The sequence below is a fragment of the Mycolicibacterium llatzerense genome, from assembly GCF_000878195.1.
GTDB lineage: Bacteria > Actinomycetota > Actinomycetes > Mycobacteriales > Mycobacteriaceae > Mycobacterium > Mycobacterium llatzerense.
In genome coordinates this window covers 60,839-75,977 of the sequence record NZ_JXST01000011.1, presented here as the reverse complement: position 1 = coordinate 75,977, position 15,139 = coordinate 60,839, and the positions used below count along the sequence as shown (strand labels likewise).

Genomic DNA, 15,139 nt, shown 5'->3' with positions numbered 1-15,139 from the left:
CCGTGCAGCATGTGGACTCATGAGTCCAGAACATACGCGATTGTCCGGCCGCACAGCACTTGTCACGGGTTCCACCGGAGGACTCGGAACAGCCATCGCACGCAGGCTGGCCCAGGAAGGCGCACATGTCGTGGTCAGCGGCCGGAACGCAGAACGCGGTGCCGAGCTGGTGACGGCTATCCGTGTTTCCGGCGGCGACGCGTCGTTCGTCGCGGCAGACCTGGCGGGTGGTGACGACGCGATCCGCGACCTCGCCGAACGCGCCACGGAGGCGGTGGGTGGGCGCCTTGACATCCTGGTGAACAACGCCGCCACGCTGCTGATGCCGACCCCGACGGGTGACATTGCGCCCGCGGTGCTGCGAGAGGCGTTCGAGGTCAACGTCTTTGCGCCATTCCTGCTCACCGGTGTGATCGCCCCGGCGATGGTGCGTGCTGGTGGCGGTGCCGTGGTGAACATCGGATCGATCACCGGGCTGCGTGGGGCAAGCGGGTCGGCGATCTACAACTCCAACAAGGCGGCGATCCATTCGCTCACCACATCCTGGGCCGACGAGTACGGACCGTTCGGAGTTCGGGTCAACGCGGTGGCCCCGGGGCCGATCGCAACCGAGCGGCAACAGGAGTTCGCAGACCACATCAAACCGGTGCTGGACCGGTTGCCCTCTCGGCGGATGAGCACACCGGAGGAGGTCGCCGCATCGGTGGCGTTCCTGGCCAGTGATGACGCCGCCAACATCCACGGCGCCGTCCTCAGCGTCGACGGTGGGTGGGCGGCCGTCTGACGCAACGCTGTGACCAGCCATCATCTCTGAAGTAGATGTCAGCCATCGAAATCTATCGTTGGACACGATGCGCAACGGCGGGTGAGATAGGTGCCGTGCACCGCGGTGGTGAATCGTGGGCAGCCTACCGAGACGCTCTGGAAGGAACGACGAACCGTGAACGGCTTCAGCAGAAGACAGTTCGGCTTGATGGCGACGGCAGCGGTCGGCGCCGCGTCGCTGGCGGCCTGTGGGTCGTCGTCCGAGCAGTCGGCGGCCGTGAAGACGACGCCGCCGCCTGCACCGGAGCACAACCTGAATGCGGTCAAGCAGGTTCGCGCCGGCGACCTGAACGTCGGATACGTCGAAGCGGGGCCGGCGGACGGTCGGCCAGTCATCCTGCTGCACGGCTGGCCCTACGACATCCACAGCTACGCAGACGTTTCCGCGCTCCTGGCGGATCAGGGCTTCCGGGTGATCGTGCCGTATCTGCGCGGCTTCGGATCGACCCGCTTCCTGGCAGATACGACGGTCCGGAACGGGCAGCAAGCCGCGCTGGCCGCGGATGTCATTGCCCTGATGGACGCGCTGAACATCCCGCGGGCGATCCTCGGCGGCTTCGACTGGGGCGGACGGTCAGCGAATGCCGTTGCCGCGCTGTGGCCGCAGCGGGTCGCCGGTCTGGTTGCGGTCAGCGGGTACATCGTGGTCAATCGCGCGGCCAACCTGCAGCCGCTGGAGCCGCAGGCCGAGCTGGGGTGGTGGTACCAGTACTACTTCGCCACGCCGCGCGGTGAACTCGGCTACCGCAAGAACACCAAGGAGTTCAATCGCCTGATCTGGGAGAAGGCCTCACCGCTGTGGCACTTCACCGACGCGACCTACGGACTGAGCGCCGGGTCGTTCGACAACCCGGACCACGTCGCCATCGTGATCCACAACTACCGCTGGCGACTCAGCCTCGCTGAGGGGGAAAGTCGTTACGACGCAGACGAACAACGCCTGCAGACCAAACCGCTGATCCATGTCCCCACCATCACGATCGGCAGCGACTTCGACGGTGCGGCGAAAGACGGCGCGGGATATCGCTCCATGTACACCGCGGCGTACGAGCACCGTGTCCTCGACGGCATCGGTCACAACGTGCCGCAGGAGGCGCCCGCGCAATTCGCGAACGCCATCATCGACGTCAGCCGGATGTAGTCCGGCGGACGGCTACTTCGCCAGGCTCCGGCTGATCACCAACCGCTGAATCTGGTTGGTGCCCTCGAAGATCTGCATGATCTTGGCTTCGCGCATGAACCGCTCCACGCGGTAATCGCGGGTGTAGCCGGCACCGCCGAGTACCTGGACCGCGTCGGTGGTGACCTTCATGGCCGCGTCGGTGGCGACCAGTTTGGCCACCGAGGCGTTGCGTGAGTACGGCAGCCCGGCATCGCGCCGTCGGGCGGCATCCAGGTAGGTGGCCCGTGCGGAGTCAACTGCCGCTGCCATGTCGGCGAGCAGGAAGCCGAGGCCCTGGTGATCGATGATCTTGCGGCCGAACGTCGTTCGTTCCTGGGCGTAGGCCACCGCCTGATCCAGCGCGGACTGGGCCAGGCCGACGGCGACCGCGGCGACACCGAGTCGGCCGGAATCGAGCGCGCTGAACGCGATTGGCAGGCCCTGGCCTTCGGCGCCGATCAGGCGCTCGGCGGGCAGGAAAGCATCGTCGTAGTGCGCGGAGGTGGTGGGGACCGCGTGCAGGCCCATCTTTTCCTCGGGCCGGCCGAAGGACAGTCCCGGTGTGTCCTTCGGCACCAGGAAGCACGAGATGCCTTGGGAGCCTTCGCCGGTGCGGGCGAACAGGGTGTAGAAGTCGGCCAAGCCGCCGTGCGTGATCCATGCTTTCGAGCCGGTGACGCGGTAGCCGTCGTCGGACGGAACGGCCTTGCAGGCCAGCGCCGCGGCGTCGGAACCGGCCTGCGGTTCGGACAGGCTGTAGGCGCCGACCAGGGTGCCGCTCAGCATCTCCGGCAGCCAGCGCTGCCGCTGCTCGTCGGTACCGAACGTCATCAACGGATGGCACGACAAGCTGTGCACGCTGACCGCGATGGCCACCGAAGCCCACCGCGCCCCGAGCTCCTCGAGCACCTGGAGGTAGACCTCGTAGGGCTGGCCTCCGCCGCCCCACTCCTCGGGGTACGGCAGGCTCAGCAGCCCGGCCTCGCCAAGGGTGGGGAACACCCCGTCGGGGTACGTCTCGTCCTTCTCGTGCTGGTCGACGATGGGGTCCAGCACCTTGTCGGCGATGTCGCGGGTGAGTTCGATGAGCGCGTGGGCTTCGTCGTTGGGCAAGAGGCGATCAACAGGCACCGGGTACTCCACTAATACGTCAGACAGTACTGAATTACCTCAAACAGTACTGTTTGAGTAGTACTGAGTAAAGGGTCCGCAGTACTATGCCGATGTGAGTGCGCGCACGTCCCCGGCATTCGGCACCCGCCGACGCACCGAGCTGTTCGACGCCCTGATCACGCTGTTCCTCGACGAGGGATTCGCGCACCTCACGCTCGACGACATCGCCGGGCGGCTGCGGTGCTCGAAGTCGACGCTGTACACCCTGGCCGGCAGCAAGGAACAGTTGGTCAGCGCCGCGACCGTGCAGTTCTTTCGCCAGGCGACCGACGAGGTGGAGCGACTCGTGGCCGGAGTCGATGGCGCCCGGGCCCGGATCACGGCCTATCTGTCGGCGGTAGGGACGGTGCTGGACGCCGCGTCCGACCAGTTCATGGCAGACCTCGACGCCTTCGCCCCAGCTCGCAGCGTCTACGAGAAGAACACCCAGATCGCCGCCGGCCGGGTGCAGGAGATGATCGCCGACGGCGTCGAGAGCGGCGAATTCCGCGATGTCCATGCGGCTTTCGCCGCCGACCTGGCATCGACCATGATGGTGCGCATCCAGCAGCGCCGGGTCCGCGAGAGTACCGGACTCGACGATGCCAGCGCGTATCGCGAGCTGGCCGCGATTCTCACCGCTGGGATCAACGCCTGACCCGTCGGCTTCAGCGTCACTGCCCGACAACTGGTTGATTGCAACTCGATAAGCACGGCCCGATAGCCCCATCAAGATCAGTAGCCTCGTGCGGTGGACCGCAGAACCGCTCTCAAGGTGCCGCTGCTGCTGGCAGCGGGTTCTGCCATGGCCGGATTCTCCGGACCGGCCCTGGCGTCTGCGGCCGGGGCCCGTTGGACGCCCGAGCGGGCCAACAGCTGGTACCAGGGGCAGGGCTGGCTGGTCGGGGGGAACTACATCACCTCCACCGCGGTCAATCAGTTGGAGATGTTCCAGTCGGGTACCTATGACCCGGGCCGGATCAACGCCGAGCTGGGTGCCGCCCGCTGGTTCGGGTTCAATACCGTCCGCGTCTTCCTGCACGATCTGCTGTGGGCGCAGGACCCGCAGGGCTTCTCGCAGCGGTTGACGCAATTCGTCAGCATCGCTTCGAGCAACGGCATCAAGCCGCTGTTCGTGTTCTTCGACTCGTGCTGGGACCCGCATCCCAAACTCGGCGTGCAGCGGGCCCCGACACCGGGCGTCCACAACTCGGGATGGGTGCAGAGCCCGGGCGCCGACCGGATCGGTGATCCGAATTACCGTGCCGTACTGCAGAACTACGTCACCGGTGTGCTGAACCTGTTCCGCAACGACAACCGCGTGCTCGGCTGGGATCTGTGGAACGAGCCCGACAACCCGGCCGCGGTCTATCGCAAGGTCGAGCGCAGCGACAAGATGAAACTCGTCGCCGACCTGCTGCCGCAGGTGTTCGCGTGGGCGCGGGCCGTCGACCCCGTGCAGCCGCTGACAAGTGGTGTGTGGCAAGGCAGTTGGGCCAACCCCGCGCAGCGCAGCGCCATCTCGTCGATCCAGCTGGACAACTCGGACATCATCTCGTTCCACAGCTACGCCAAGCCGGCCGACTTCTCGGCCCGGATCGATGAGCTCGCCCCGATGGGCCGGCCCATCCTGTGCACCGAGTACCTGGCTCGCAATCAGGGCAGCACCGTTGAGGGAATTCTGCCAATTGCCAAGCAGCGCAACGTCGGTGCGTACAGCTGGGGGCTCGTGGCAGGCAAGACCCAGACCTACTTCCCCTGGGATTCGTGGGACCACCCGTACCCGTCGGAGCCCAAGACCTGGTTCAGCGACCTGCTCTACCCCAACGGGCGGGCGTTCCGGGACAGTGAGGTTCTCACCGTCCGCAAGCTGACTGGGGCACCCGGCCAGACCTAGTTCCTCTTGCGATTTCGGCGTGATTCGTAGCGGCGAACGTTACGAATCACGCCGAAATCACCGGTCAGTGCGCCAGCAGCAGGATCAACTGGGCCTGTAGCTCACCGAACAGGAAACCGAGGGTGGCGCCGAGCACGACGACGATCCACTCGTCATCCTTGAACGCCGGCCGCAGCAGGTTCTCGAACGACAGGGAATCCAGCAGCATCATCTTGGTCACCATGACGTTCTCCAGATCGAGGCGATCCCGCATGTATCCCTCGATGTAGGTGGACGTTTCGGGCAGCTTGTCGATGATCGAATCGGTGATCTGCTTCTTCATGTCCACGTACTGGCGGCCGCCGACGGACTTGATGATCTTGCCGGTGAAGCCCATCTGGGTGTCGATGGTCGCGCTGATCTCGGTGGAGATCATGTCGAAGAACCGGTCCGACGACGGGCCGTTCAGCATGCTTTCCATGATGGCCTGGGGCGTGAAGATCTCGCGGGCCATGAGCGCCGCGTAGCCCTCGACGACCTGCGCGCGCTCGCGCTGGAAGACGCCCTGCCATTTGATGCCGAGGAAGACGTTCTTGCGCTCCAGTGGGCGGAAGATCATTTGCAGCGCAACGTAGTCGGTGAGACCACCGGTCAGTAGGCCGAACAGCGGCAGGGACCAGTGCCAGTTGGTGATGCCGAACACCACGGCCTGGACCAGACCGATCAGGAAGCCGAAGAGCAGGCCGGACATGATGAGGAACTTGAACGCCGGCTTGCCGATGTCCTGGAACACCGTGTTGAGCGTGACCTTGTCGCGCACCAGGTTGGTGACGACCATGTGCTTGATGTCGAAGATCTGGTCGACCTGGCCGCGCAGCTTGTCGAACATCGCGGCCATGGCCGTCGGGATGCGCTTCTCGACGTTCTTGACTACGACGTCCTTGAGTTGGTCGGGCGTAGCGCGCCAGACCTGCGGCTGGAACGACATCATGATGGTGTCGACCATCTCCGCCGACGTCTGCCGCAGTGGTTCGGCGAGTTCGTTGATCAGCTCGTTCGGATCGATCTTGTCGAACATCTCCTCGGGTTTGAGAATCTCCGAGGTCAGCGAATCCACCGCTACCGCAGCCATTTTCGGCGCGCGCTTGGGGATCTGGCCCTGCCAGCCGAGGTAGGGCGGGATGCCCTTGAATTCGACGGGATAGAACATCATCTTCAGGGCCATGATCTTGGTGATCCAGCCGACGAACGCCGCGCCCAGCGGGATGGTGACGTACACCCACCAGGGGTAGGCGAACGCGTTCGCCATGAGATTCTCCACCTGGCTGTCTCCCATCAGTCGCGTCCAGCGAGTAGCTGGACTACGTTAACCGGCGACTACGTGCGAGAAGACTAACGGGCACGTCAGATCCTCGGGCGCGGGATCGCGTATTTTGTTAACCCCGCTCGAACCGCCTGATAATTCGGTATTGCGTGCGGAAACTGCGCACAGAAACAGTCCGCTGTTCGCCGCTGAGTGCGGCGAAACAGCGGACGATTTCGCGGCGTGGCCTAGAGGTCGAAGACCGTCGACCCGTTTGCGGTGGAGTAGTCGATATAGATCCGGTTGTGCAGGAACGGCATTGCGCCGGTGTTCATCAACTCGGCGTTGTAGGCGTCGGAGGTCACCACCGGTGTGTACGACGACGTGGTCTTGTACGAGTACAGCAGCGTGCCGTTGCTGTCGTAGACCGAGATGACGGTGCCGACGGGCACGGTGCTGCCCATGATCGTCGACGGCAGGGTGCCGGTGACGCCTCCGGAGTCGATCAGCAGGTTGATCGGCGTCTTCGACCCGTTGTTGATGCTGACGGAACCGATCACGTTCGGTGAACCCGACGTGGTGACGCGGGCCGGCAGCGGGTTGGGGCCGAACGTCAGCGTCTTGGCGGCCTCGTCGATGTAGATGCCGTTCTTCAGTGCGCCGGGCAGGCCGGTGGTGACCAGCCCGGGGCCGGGGCCGACCGCGTTGGTGCCGACACCCAGGACACCCACGACGCCGTTGTTCTTCAGGAAGTTGGCGAACGCGGCCTGCTGCGTCGGGTCGGTGATGACGTCGACCGAGACGGGCGCCGTGACGATGCCGCTGCCGAAGTTCACCGTGGTGTTGTAGGTGTTGTAGTTGTAGGTCAGGCCGCCGCTGTAGGCGCCGGTGCCGGTACCCACCGAGTTGCCGAGGCCGGTCTGGCCGACGTTCTTGGCGTTGACCACCAGGCCGGACGATCCGGTGTCCACCAGCACCTTGATGCTCGGCCCGCCGTTCACCGAGATGGTGACGATCGGCTCGACGCCCGCGTACATGGACAGCGGGACCGAGGCGTAGATGCGCGCGTTGGTGGTGGCGTCGACGATGACGGCCTTGATGTCGCGATTCGCGGCCCAGTAACGCGCTGTCTTCAGCGCGGTCACGGCCTTGCCGACCAGCGCCTCGTTGTCCTTGAGTGCCTTCAGGGCTGTCGTATTGGTGGGATCTGCCGCGTAGGCGTCCATGAGGGTCTGCTGGTTCGCCTGGTACGTCGTGAGATAGGTGGCCGCCATCCTCAACTCGTACCGCGAGTACCCGTTGACCCAACTGGTGCCGAGGAGGGTGCGCGCCTGCGCGATCTCCGTCAGCGCGGTGTTGATGTACTCGTCCGCGGTTACGGTTTGGCCCGGCTGCCACGTCTCGGTGGGTGCCGGCGTGAGAGTCGCTGCGGCACTAGTCTTTTCCGTGGTGGCGGCCAGGGCGGGGGTAATGCCCAGCAGCTTGCTCACGGTCTTGGTCGTGCCGACCACGGCCCCGGACAAGGACTCCTCGGTGGCCAGGGTGGCGGCGCCGAGTGCCTGGCCGACGGCGGCGAGCACCGAGAGCAGTCCGGACACGTTCGCGGGGATGGTCGGTGCCGCGACGCTGCTCAACGCCTTGGTGCTGGGAATGGAAGTGATTGTGGCCGAGGGCGTTTCGGCTGCGGCGACGGTGACGTGCGGGGTGCTGGGTGCTGTTGCTTCCGGTGCCGACGCGGCGGCCGGCGTCACCGAGCTCGGCGCGTCCTTGGCCGCGGTGTCCGTGGTCGGCTTCACCGCGGCCGCGGTCTTCAGCGGATTCTTCGTCGACGGGGTGTTGGCTACTGCCTGGGCGGCGGCCGACGGGAGCTTCGCGACGGTCCCGGCATTGGGGGCGGTCGTCGACCGGCCGTTGTTCTCGGCCTTCGTGCGGCGATTGCGCGCCGGCTTCGCATCGTTGTCGGAATCCGCCGATGCGTCAGCCGAAGCATCGGTGTCCGAGGCGGCCTTGGTGTCCGACGCCGCCTTGGGGGACGTCGCGTCGGCCGCGGCAGCGGCGTCCTTCTTCTTGTTCTTGGTGTTCTTCTGCGCAGGTGGCTTCTTGGGCTGCGCCGGAGCTGACGAGGACGACGAGGAGTCCGAATCGGTGGACGGGGTGGCGCTTGCGACCGCCGCGCTCCCCAGCAGTGCCGCGCTGACGCCGACAGCGGCGACTCCCGTGCCCAGCCACGTCGATACGGCTAACTTCCGCGGCTGCGAACGACGGTGCGCACCAGGCATTTCGGATCCTCCAGAGTCACGCCGCGCGGCCTTCTGACCCCGGCAGATCAACCGCTGCTGCGGCATTACCGCATAGCAGTGTGGCAGACCGGCGTCGTGCCGCAGTACTACAGAAAATTAACAGTTGTGAACGACTGCCGCAGCGCTTCTGGCAAAGAATTTTGTTAACGCCGTCAATATTGTAAGGCGGCGGACAACGGGGATCCGCCGCCGGTAGGTAGTGCCGACTCGCTCTGTAGCTGTGCGCTGGATGAGAGGACTCCGGCAAATCGCCCACGGGTTACCATCCCTCGACGTAAATTTGCCTTGAGCGGTGACTTTCGTGTCGCACCGATGGCACTTTCGAGGGGGTTTCAGTGGCTGGACGGATCGGCAGACTCGGGCGCGGCTTAGCGCACCGGATGTTGACCGTGTTGATTCCGCTGGCGGTGTTCGGCGCGTATGCACTGCAGCCCGTGCAGCCCGTCTCGCATACCGCGGTGACGCCGACAGCGGAGATTGTTTCGGCGCCGTCGACCATCGGGATGGCTGACTCCAGCCTGTATGGGATGTCGCGGCAAGACATCGACACGACTTTGGACATGCTGCAAGCCATGGGAGTGGAGAACGTCCGGGTCTACATCCCCTGGGTGTACACACAGCCGCTGCCGAATCAGTACAACTGGGCGCCGATCGACGACATCATGAATGCGGCGAAGGCTCGCAACATGGGTGTCCTCGCGATGGTCAACAGCACGCCGGTGTGGGCCGGGACGGCAGGGAACTTCCCTGGGGCGAAGACGCCTGACCCGGTCGCCTACGCGAATTTCATGACTCAGGTCGCCACCCGCTACGGCAAGACCATCTCGGCGTACGAGGTGTGGAACGAGGTCAACTGCGTCTGCTTCTACGACCCGATCTCGCCGGCCAGCTATGCCCAACTGCTGCAGGCTGCCTACCCGGCCATCAAAGCGGCCGACCCCACGGCGACGGTCATCGCAGCCGGGCTCGGCAGCGTCTTCACCGTGAACGGAATCACCATGAACCCGGTGGATTACGTGAACGCGATGTACGCCGCCGGCGCCAAAGGCTTCTTCGACGCCCTCGCGTTCCATCCGTACCAGGAGACGTTGAAATTCTCCGACGGTGAGGGTGTGCCACTCTCGCCGCTCACCCAGATTCAGAAGATCTACGACCTCATGGCGGCGAACGGCGACGGGGCTTTGAAGATCTGGATCACCGAGTACGGCGTGCCGACCGATCACGTCAGCGAACAGACGCAAGCCGACTTCATCAAGAACCTCATCGAGACCTGGCAGACGATGTCCTTCGGCGGGCCGCTCTTCATCTACACCACCCGTGACGACCAGCCCGGCAGCGGCAAGTTCGGCGTCTTCTATGCGGACTGGATCCCCAAACAAGCCGCCTTCGTCATCGCACAAGAGATCTTGCGGCTCAATGGCGTCGGAGGTGTCGAGGGCATCTTGGCCCGGGTGTTGGCCGGAGTGCGGCTGGCGATCGGGGCGGTTGTGGACGTGGCTGTCAACATCGGAAAAGCAGTGGTGAAAGTCGTCGATGCCGCCTGGAACGCGTTTGTCGACGTCACCAAGGCGGTGACGCAAGCGGTGGTCAACACGGTCAAATGGGTCACCAACGCCGTCGTTCAAGGCGTGAAATGGGTTGCCAACACAGCGGTCGACGTGACGAAGGCCGTGGTCGCCGGTATCTCGAACGTGATCAAGAAGATCGGCGACATCATTCGTCCGCCGGCATCGGTCGCCGCAGTGAACCCGACGGCGGCGTTGAAGGCAGTGGCCGCGATGAAAGAGGTTGCGGCGGAGTTGGATTCGCCGAAGGCAACTGCTGCCACCAAGTCCGCGGCCGCCCAGGCCGACCTCAAGGTTGCGCCGGGCAAGGGAGCCGTGGCGAAGGACGCCGGCAGTCAGGACGCGGTGAAGTCACCGACCGCGGAACCTGCCAAGGCACCGGCCGCGGAACCTGCCACGGAGCCGACGAAGGAACCGGCGACCGAGCCCGAGGTGAAGCCCGCGGGTGCGAAGAACCCGGCGAGCGGGGAACCTGAGGCGAAGACGCCTGATGCCAAGGACGCGGTGAAGCCGGAGTCCGATGGCAAAAAGTCTGCGGATCAAAAGGATTCGAAGGATCCGACGTCTGACGCGCCGAAGGGCGCCAAGGGCGCGAAGCCCGGCCAGCACGCCGGCGGCAACGACAAGGCGGCGAACAGCGCGGCGTCCGGCGACAGCCCGAAGGGCAAGACCCCGAAGTCGTCGTCGAAGCCGAAGTCCAAGCCAAAGCCGGCGAAGACCGCGGCGGCCACGGACGAAACTGCGCAGGGCGCCAAAGCCGGCCAGAACTGAGCTACGACTGGGCCACGCACAGTAGGTTTTGGCTCAGCGCGATTCAATCCGGGTGAACCGAAGCAATTGCGCCCCGTCGACCTGCATCTTCGGTAATTGACGACGTCTCATGCGACTTCTTTTGCATTGACAGCAAACTGGTGCCTTCCTAACGTCCGGGCCAAGCTCGACGAAAATTGGCACTGGGAGGCAGCTTGTGGCGCAAACGCTTCAGTCGTCTCCGCGCGCCTCCGCGGCCTGGGCGCGTCCCGCTGTGGCGGTCGGCGATTTCATCGTCCTGACCGGCGAGACGTTCGCCGCGATGCTGCGTCCGCCATATGCCTGGCGTGAGCTGATCGAGCAGATCTGGTTCGTCGCCAGGGTCTCCGTCGTCCCGACTGTCGTGCTGTCGATTCCGTACACCGTGCTGATCGTCTTCACGCTCAACATCGTGCTGATCGAGGTCGGTGCCGGCGACCTGTCCGGTGCCGGCGCTGCGCTGGCCTCGGTGACGCAGGTGGGGCCGGTGGTCACCGCGATCGTCGTGGCCGGTGCCGGTTCGACCGCGATGTGTGCCGACCTCGGCGCGCGTACCATCCGCGAAGAGATCGACGCCATGAAAGTCATTGGTGTCAACCCGATTCCGGCATTGGTCGTGCCGCGCGTCCTGGCCGCGACGTTCGTCGCGGCGATGCTCTATTCGATGGTCGCCGTGGTCGGCCTGGCCGGCAGCTACTTCTTCGTCGTTTATATCCAGCATGTGACCCCCGGCGCGTTCATCGCGGGGATGACCTTGCTGACCGGCCTGCCCCAGGTGATCGTCTCCCTGGTCAAGGCGTTGCTGTTCGGTCTGTCGGCCGGATTGATCGCCTGTTACAAGGGGCTTTCGGTCGGTGGCGGCCCGACCGCGGTGGGCAACGCGGTCAACGAGACCGTCGTCTTCTCCTTCATGGCGCTGTTCCTGATCAACATCCTGGCAACCGCCTTCGGCGTGAAAGTCGCGCCATGACAATCGATGTGGATGCCAACCGCCCATCTCAGCTCAGCGAACTGGCGGACCAGGCGATCGCGGCGACCCGTCGGCTGGGGGAGCAGACGGCCTTCTACGGCAGCGCCCTGGCCGCCACCGCAGACGCCGTCCGGCGGTATCCGGGCGAGGTGCTGCGGCTGATCGCCGTGATGGGTATGGGCACCGGGGCACTCGCGGTCATCGGCGGCACCGTGGTCATCGTCGGGTTCCTCACCTTGTCCACCGGCGCGTTGATCGCCGTCCAGGGCTACAACACCCTGTCCAACGTCGGTATCGAAGCCCTCACCGGCTTTTTGGGCGCCTTCCTCAACGTCCGCTTCATCGCGCCGGCCACCGCCGGGGTGGCACTCGCCGCCACGATCGGCGCCGGCGCGACGGCACAACTGGGCGCCATGCGCATCAACGAGGAGATCGACGCCCTGGAAGTGATGGGCATCCGGGTCGTCACCTACCTGGCCGCGACCCGGATCGTGGCCGGTGTGGTGGCGGTCGTCCCGATCTACACCGTCGCGGTGCTGATGTCGTTCCTGGCCACGCGCTTCGGGACCACGATCATCTACGGCCAGTCGCGCGGCGTCTACGACCACTACTTCACGACGTTCCTGCACCCGAACGACCTGGCATGGTCGTTCTTCGAGGCGCTGGCCATGGCCGCCGCGGTGATGGCGGTGCACACCTACTACGGCTTCACCGCCACCGGTGGGCCGGCCGGTGTCGGCGAGGCCGTCGGCCGCGCGGTACGGACCTCGATCACCGCGGGCGTCTTCATCCTGCTGACCATCACGCTGTCCGTCTACGGGCAGTCCGGCAACTTCCACCTGGCGGGCTGAACGGAATGGCGAAGGGCGCTAACGAAACTCGGCGTGAACAGATCGACCCGATCTGGTGGGCGCCGGTGCTGGTGATCGTGGTCGTGGTGATGACCGCGATGACCTGGCTGCTGTTCTCCGGCTCGCTGCGGGGATTCGTGCCGTTGACCCTGGTTTCGGATCGGGCCGGTTTGGTGATGGAAGACGGCGCGAAGGTGAAACTGCGGGGCGTGCAGATCGGCGAAGTGGAATCGATCGGCAGCCGCACCGACACTGCGGGACACGTACTTTCGACCCTGAAACTGCGGATGGACCCCGGTCCCTTCGCGCAGCTGCCCAGCAACGTCGAAGCGCAGATCAGGTCCAGCACCGCGTTCGGCGCCAAGTATGTCGAACTCAACGTGCCCCCGACCGGTCCCAGCGGAGGCCACCTTCGGTCAGGTGCGGTGCTGCAGTCGCGGAATGTGACCGTCGAGGTCAACACGGTGTTCGAGAACCTGCAGTCGGTGGTCCAGGTGATCGACCCGACGAAGCTCAACTCGGTGCTCTCGGCGGTGGCCGAATCATTGCGAGGCAAAGGCGATGTCATCGGACAAGCCATCACCGACGCGAACCAGGTACTGCTGGCGGTGAATCCGCGGATGGACACGGTGCGCAGGGACTGGCAGTTGTTCGGCCAGACCGCGCAGGCGTATTCGACTGCGGCGCAGGACATCGTGTCCACCCTGGACTCGTTCTCGACGACCGCCACCACCATCGCCGGGCAGTCGAAAGAACTCGACGGACTCCTGTTGTCCGCCGTCGGATTCTCCCGCTCGGGCATCGACACCATCGGCGCGAACCAGACCAACCTGGTGCTGGCGACGAATCTGCTGAGGCCGACCACCGCGCTGCTCGACAAGTACTCACCGACCTACACCTGCTTGTTCCAGGGCGCCCAGTGGTTCCTGGACCACGGTGGTCGGTATGCCATGGGCGGCAACGGGAAATCGGTGATCATGGATGCCGCGCTGCTGGCCGGTGCCGATCCCTACCGTTTCCCCGACAACCTGCCCGTCGTCAATGCCAGCGGCGGACCGGGCGGCAAACCGAGCTGCGGTTCGCTGCCCGACGTCAGCAAGAACTTCCCGGTCAAGTATCTGGTGACCGACACCGGTTTCGGTGACGGATTGGACATGCGGCCCAACCCGGGCATCGGATTCCCTGGCTTCGCCAACTACTTCCCGGTGACCAAACCACAACCGGAACCGCCGCGAATCCGGTACCCCGGTGGCCCGGCGCCAGGGCTGCCAGGGGCCACGATGGGTGAACCCCAACCCGATTCGGGGTCACCGTGAGAAGCCGCCTCCGCGGGACCGTCACCCGCGTCGTGATCTTCACCCTGGTCAGCCTGCTCTTCATGTTCGGCCTGCTGACGGTCTTCGGGCAGTTCCGATTCGATTCGCGCGCCAGCTACCAGGCGGTGTTCACCAACGTCTCGGGTCTGAAGGGCGGCAACTTCGTTCGCATCGCCGGCGTCGAGGTAGGGAAGGTCAAGAGCCTCGCCCTGCACAAGGACGGCACCGTCACCATCGACTTCGCCGTCGACCGGCAGCTGACACTGACCGAGGGCACCACGGCGACGATCCGCTACGAGAACCTGATCGGCGACCGCTACCTGTCGCTCGACGAAGGGCCCGGGTCGGTGCGGAAACTCCTTCCGGGCCAGACGATCCCGTTGTCCCGGACCGCGCCAGCCTTGGATGTCGACGCGCTCATCGGAGGCTTCCGGCCACTGTTCCGGGCGCTCGATCCGGACCAGGTCAACGCACTGAGCGGCGAACTGCTTCGGGTGTTCCAGGGTCAGGGCGGCACCATCTCGTCGGTGCTGGCCCAGACCTCGGCTCTGACAACGACATTGGCCGGTCGGGATCAGCTCATCGGTGAGGTCATCACCAACCTCAACACCGTGGTGGGCACCTTCGCCGCCCGCGACACTCAGTTCGCCGACGGCTTGGACAAGCTCTCACAGCTCGTTCAGGGCCTGGCCGAACGCAAGTCCGACATCGCCACCGGGGTCGCCAACATCAACGCGGCGACGAAATCAGTGGCAGATCTGCTGACCGCGGCTCGTGAACCCATCAAACAGACTGTGCAACAGACGGATCGGGTGTCGGGGCAGATCATGGCGGACCACGACTACGTCGACGACCTGGTGAGAACGCTGCCCGACGCATACCAGATCCTCTCGCGCAACGGGCTGTACGGCGACTACTTCGGCTTCTACCTCTGCGACGCGCTGCTCAAGCTCAACGGCAAAGGCGGACAACCCGTGTACGTCAAGGTCGCCGGCCAGGATTCCGGACGGTGCACACCGAAATGACGCGA

At 65.1% G+C, this 15,139-nt stretch carries 12 protein-coding genes; 9 read left to right on the top strand and 3 right to left on the bottom strand.

Translation table 11 applies throughout. The features are described from left to right. Positions 1 to 19: 19 nt before the first annotated feature. Together TL10_RS09915 and TL10_RS09910 are read left to right on the top strand one after the other, a co-directional pair. The gene (locus TL10_RS09915; RefSeq protein ID WP_043985520.1) at positions 20 to 784 is read left to right on the top strand and encodes an SDR family NAD(P)-dependent oxidoreductase; all 765 of its coding nucleotides are present in this window, start codon (positions 20 to 22) and stop codon (positions 782 to 784) included. Between the two features lie 189 nt (positions 785 to 973). Beyond that, the gene (locus tag TL10_RS09910; RefSeq protein WP_043985519.1) at positions 974 to 1,966 is read left to right on the top strand and encodes an alpha/beta fold hydrolase; all 993 of its coding nucleotides are present in this window, start codon (positions 974 to 976) and stop codon (positions 1,964 to 1,966) included. A 12-nt stretch (positions 1,967 to 1,978) separates the two neighbouring features. Here TL10_RS09910 and TL10_RS09905 read toward each other — a convergent pair whose 3' ends face one another. Further along, a complete protein-coding gene (locus TL10_RS09905; RefSeq protein ID WP_043985576.1) occupies positions 1,979 to 3,118 on the bottom strand; it encodes an acyl-CoA dehydrogenase family protein in 1,140 nt (379 codons plus the stop codon). Between the two features lie 94 nt (positions 3,119 to 3,212). On the opposite strand from TL10_RS09905, the gene TL10_RS09900 reads away from it, so the two are divergent. After that, positions 3,213 to 3,797, top strand: a complete 585-nt coding sequence (locus TL10_RS09900) for a TetR/AcrR family transcriptional regulator (protein WP_043985517.1) — start codon at positions 3,213 to 3,215, stop codon at positions 3,795 to 3,797. Between the two features lie 147 nt (positions 3,798 to 3,944). Further along, complete coding sequence (locus tag TL10_RS09895; protein WP_423136063.1) at positions 3,945 to 5,036, top strand: cellulase family glycosylhydrolase; 1,092 nt, start codon at positions 3,945 to 3,947, stop codon at positions 5,034 to 5,036. Between the two features lie 64 nt (positions 5,037 to 5,100). On the opposite strand, the gene TL10_RS09890 is transcribed toward TL10_RS09895, so the two are convergent. Further along, complete coding sequence (locus TL10_RS09890) at positions 5,101 to 6,324, bottom strand: DUF445 domain-containing protein (RefSeq protein ID WP_052506371.1); 1,224 nt, start codon at positions 6,322 to 6,324, stop codon at positions 5,101 to 5,103. Between the two features lie 242 nt (positions 6,325 to 6,566). Then, positions 6,567 to 8,597, bottom strand: coding sequence for a PecA family PE domain-processing aspartic protease (locus TL10_RS31235; RefSeq protein WP_052506366.1), 2,031 nt, complete (start codon positions 8,595 to 8,597; stop codon positions 6,567 to 6,569). A 410-nt stretch (positions 8,598 to 9,007) separates the two neighbouring features. On the opposite strand from TL10_RS31235, the gene TL10_RS29520 reads away from it, so the two are divergent. The 5 genes from TL10_RS29520 to TL10_RS09855 all read left to right on the top strand — a co-directional run bounded on the left by TL10_RS29520 (position 9,008) and on the right by TL10_RS09855 (position 15,134). Beyond that, entirely contained in the window at positions 9,008 to 10,954 is a 1,947-nt protein-coding gene (locus TL10_RS29520; protein WP_131630713.1) for a hypothetical protein, read from the top strand. 301 nt (positions 10,955 to 11,255) lie between these two features. After that, positions 11,256 to 11,942, top strand: a complete 687-nt coding sequence (locus tag TL10_RS09870; protein ID WP_234884465.1) for an MlaE family ABC transporter permease — start codon at positions 11,256 to 11,258, stop codon at positions 11,940 to 11,942. Beyond that, positions 11,939 to 12,793 carry an ABC transporter permease gene (locus TL10_RS09865; RefSeq protein ID WP_043985513.1) on the top strand — a complete coding sequence of 285 codons (855 nt, stop codon included), beginning with the start codon at positions 11,939 to 11,941 and terminating at the stop codon, positions 12,791 to 12,793. The genes TL10_RS09870 and TL10_RS09865 overlap by 4 nt, the downstream gene beginning before the upstream one ends. A gap of 5 nt (positions 12,794 to 12,798) precedes the next feature. Beyond that, positions 12,799 to 14,109, top strand: coding sequence for an MCE family protein (locus tag TL10_RS09860; protein ID WP_043985512.1), 1,311 nt, complete (start codon positions 12,799 to 12,801; stop codon positions 14,107 to 14,109). After that, positions 14,106 to 15,134 (top strand): MCE family protein, encoded by a 1,029-nt coding sequence (locus TL10_RS09855; RefSeq protein WP_043391770.1) that lies wholly within the window; start codon positions 14,106 to 14,108, stop codon positions 15,132 to 15,134. Before TL10_RS09860 ends, TL10_RS09855 begins: the two co-directional genes overlap by 4 nt. The last annotated feature ends 5 nt before the right edge of the window (positions 15,135 to 15,139 follow it).